At 47.1% G+C, this 554-nt stretch carries 1 protein-coding gene; it reads left to right on the plus strand.

The window, feature by feature from the left end:
* Window positions 1–21: 21 nt before the first annotated feature.
* The coding region (locus A3729_RS05310) for a hypothetical protein (protein ID WP_156497690.1) at window positions 22–554 on the plus strand (533 nt) is incomplete at its 3' end.

A 554-nucleotide genomic window follows, 5' to 3' on the forward strand; every position in this document is an offset into this window, starting at 1 on the left:
TGTTATCTGAATTCTACTCGCATGGAACGAGCTCAGAGCGAACTGTCTCAGGTCGAGACTTCTGCGCGCAGAATGAGTGTGCGAATCAATATATCCTCTTCAAGTCAGGGGGCTTCCCCGAAACCTCAGTTATTGGTCGCTGAGCAGGACATGAGCTCTGCAGGCACTGAGATTGTAGATCATTGTTCAGCAAGCGCCTCAGATAAGAATGATGACGATGCTCCCTTAAGCTCCCAAGAAGCAAATTCTAACGGTCAGATCTTGAATGATTATATTGGTGAGTTCTTTTCAGAGCCTGCCCAGGTTGATATTCAGGCGTATAAGCGTCCAATTGAGCAAGAAGTGTCGTCAGCTAAAGAGACGCTTGAACCTGAAGATCTGCCTACCGTTCAATCACTTGCATCGTCGAAAGGGCTTGACCAGCTAGTGCCCGAGAGTGAGAGTGATGAGGTGATTGTTGTTGAATCACAGACCAAAATCACGCCAGTCATTCTTGATGAGGGCGTAGCGGAACCAGATAACTTACCTGTGTTAACTGAAATGGCCTCTATTGA

The organism is Oleiphilus sp. HI0043 (genome assembly GCF_001634935.1).